The 2,687-nt window shown below is 67.8% G+C and carries 1 protein-coding gene; it reads left to right on the top strand.

The window, feature by feature from the left end; translation table 11 throughout:
• The first annotated feature begins 291 nt into the window (after window positions 1-291).
• Window positions 292-2,595 carry an AAA family ATPase gene (locus GXH28_RS15810; RefSeq protein WP_169239970.1) on the top strand — a complete coding sequence of 768 codons (2,304 nt, stop codon included), beginning with the start codon at window positions 292-294 and terminating at the stop codon, window positions 2,593-2,595.
• Window positions 2,596-2,687: the final 92 nt, after the last annotated feature.

The raw sequence follows: 2,687 nt of genomic DNA on the forward strand, positions 1-2,687 counted from the left end.
CCCGGACGCCACAGCACCGCAAGCCGCGGCAGCGACGCCCGCCCGGGCCTCGTGACCGCGGTCCAGCGGCCCATCGGCTGGGCCGTGGCATCCAAGCGGCCGCAGTACAATCGGCGCGCGCGCGACTGGCGATAGGCTGGGTGGCCCGCAGGGGTCTACTGCGGCCGACGTGGGGTCACCACGGGGAAGCGCGCACCGTATGCGGCGCCCTGCGCCGCGGCGGCCCGCCGTTCGCCTGGGCAGCCCGTGGCGCCCCGCAGCCACGGGTCCACCGACCCCTCCCGACAGCCCATGTTTGACCGCTCCATCCTCATCGACCGCACCGACCCCGAGCTGTGGGCCGCCATCCAGGCCGAAAACGCCCGCCAGGAAGCCGACCGCACTTTAGAGCGTCTGAAAACTCGCCATGACCTGTTGCAGCGGCTTCAGCGCGAAGGCGCAGGCTATGCAGGGGGCGTGCGCGCCGTCTTGCAGGCGCAGGCGAACGGCCGGCTGCGCGGCGTTTTGGGGACGGTCGCTGCGCAACTGCGCGTGCCGCCCCACCTGGATAAAGCCATAGAAACCGCGCTGGGCGCCGCCCTGCAGAACGTCATCACCCAAAGCTGGGAGGACGCAGCCGCCGCCATCGAGCTGCTCAAGGAGCAGCGCAGCGGTCGCGCCACCTTTCTGCCGCTGGATCGACTGCATGTGCAACCGCCGATTCCGGCGCCCAAACGTTCCGGCATTCTGGGCCTCGCCCTCGAACTGGTGGACTACGCGCCGGCGGTCGAAGCTGCCATGCAGCAGTTGCTCAACCGCGTCTGGGTGGCGGAGACGCTCGCCGCCGCGCGCGCGGCGCTGGACGCATACAGAGGCAACGCGCGGCCGACCGTCGTAACGCTGGAAGGCGAGATCATTCGCCCGGGCGGCGCAGTGACCGGCGGCAGCGAAGGAGGTCGGGGGGACGACTCGCTGCTGGCGCGTGAGCGCGAGCTGCGCGAGCTGCCCGGTCAGATCGAGCGCGCCTCGGCTCTTCTGCGAGAACGCGCGGAAGCGTGCAGCAAACTTGCAGGCGAAATCGAAACGAAACGCATCGAAATCGCCCGACGACAACAGGCGCTCGCCGAGCTGGCGCGGCGAGAGCGCCAGCTGCGCGGGCAACTGGAAGAGCTGCGCCGGCAAGTGGACCGCAGCGTGCAGATGCAGCGCTGGCGCAGCGAGCAGATGGCGCAGGCCGACGCAGAATGGCAGACGCTGGTCGAACGCAGGGCTGCGCTGGACGCAGAGGCGACCGAGGTGGAGCGGCAGGAGCAGGAGAGCCTGCAGGCGCTCGGCGCACTGGAGGCGGAGCTGCAGGCGGCGGACGCCGATGCGCTGCTACAGGAGCTGGCCAATCGTCGCGCCGCCGAGGCCGAGGCGCAGGGGCACCTGCGCAGCCAGCAGGCGCTGCTCGAGTCGACGAGACGCACGTTGCAAGACGTTGAGCTCCAAATGCGCAACAAAGAGCAGCAGATCGCTGCGCTCAACGCCGAGATCGAGACGCTGCGCGGGCGGATCGAACTCTTGACGCGCACCGAAGAGACGCTCAGCGCCCAAATCGAGGCTCTGCAGCAACGCATTGCGCCGGTGGAGCAAACGTTGCATCGCCTGGAGGCGCAACAGGCGGAGGAAGAACAGCGCGAACGCGCGCAGCAACAGGCGTTGCGTCAGGCGGAGAGCCACCTCAACCAGGCGCTTTTACAGTTGCAGCGCAGCGAAGACGCGCTACAACAGCTTCGCAGCGAGATCGAAGCCGATCTAGGGCTTGTCCTGCTGGAAGAAAGCGCCGACGTCGCCTATCAACCGCCGCTGCCGTGGGACGCCGTGGTGCAACAATTGCCGGTGGTCGAAAGTGCGCCGGAGTCGCTGGAGGCCGAGGTGCGCGAGATGCGCGCGCGGCTGGCGCGGCTGGGCGGCGTGAATCCCGAAGCCCCGCGCGAGTACGAAGAAGCGGCGGAACGCTTCGAGTTTCTTTCCACCCAGTCGCAGGACCTGGAGGCCGCCTCCGCCGACCTGCAGAAGGTGATCAAAGAGTTGGATGACCGCATGGAGATCGAGCTGCGGCGAACGTTCGAGGCGGTGGGCAAGGAGTTTACGCGCTTCTTTCAGCAGCTCTTCAACGGTGGAACCGCCCATCTGGAGCTGACCGAACCGGACAACATCAGCCAGAGCGGCGTGGAGATCATCGCCAGGCCGCCGGGAAAGCGGCCGCAAAGCCTGGCGCTGCTCTCCGGCGGGGAGCGCGCGCTGGCGGCCTGCGCTCTGATCTTCGCCATCCTGCGCGTCAGCCCTACACCCTTCTGCGTGCTGGACGAAGTCGACGCTGCGCTCGATGAAGCCAACGTCGATCGCTTCCGCCTCACCGTGGAAGAGCTGAGCCGCGACACGCAGTTCATCATCGTGACGCACAACCGTCGCACCCTGGAAGGCGCCAATGCGATCTACGGGGTGACCATGGGCGCCGACGGCGTCAGCCGCGTCATCAGCCTGCGGTTGGAGGGCGACCGCATCGTGAAATCTGACGGGGCTTCCGATGCGGTCGATCTGCGCACATTCGAGGAAGAGATTCAGATGTAAAGGCAGGCTTGCTTTCTTGCACCCATGCAAGGCGGGTGCGCAAATTTGCGCCGCCCCTCATCCGGAAGCCAGCGTCAGGCCGTAGCGCTCCG

Origin of the sequence: Candidatus Roseilinea sp. NK_OTU-006 (genome assembly GCF_012931985.1) — a bacterium.
GTDB lineage: Bacteria > Chloroflexota > Anaerolineae > J036 > Brachytrichaceae > JAAFGM01.

Bases quoted from the DNA above. Each gene is read 5' to 3' on its own strand.
- GXH28_RS15810 (WP_169239970.1), top strand. From the start codon at position 292: ATGTTTGACCGCTCCATCCTCATCGACCGCACCGACCCCGAGCTGTGG.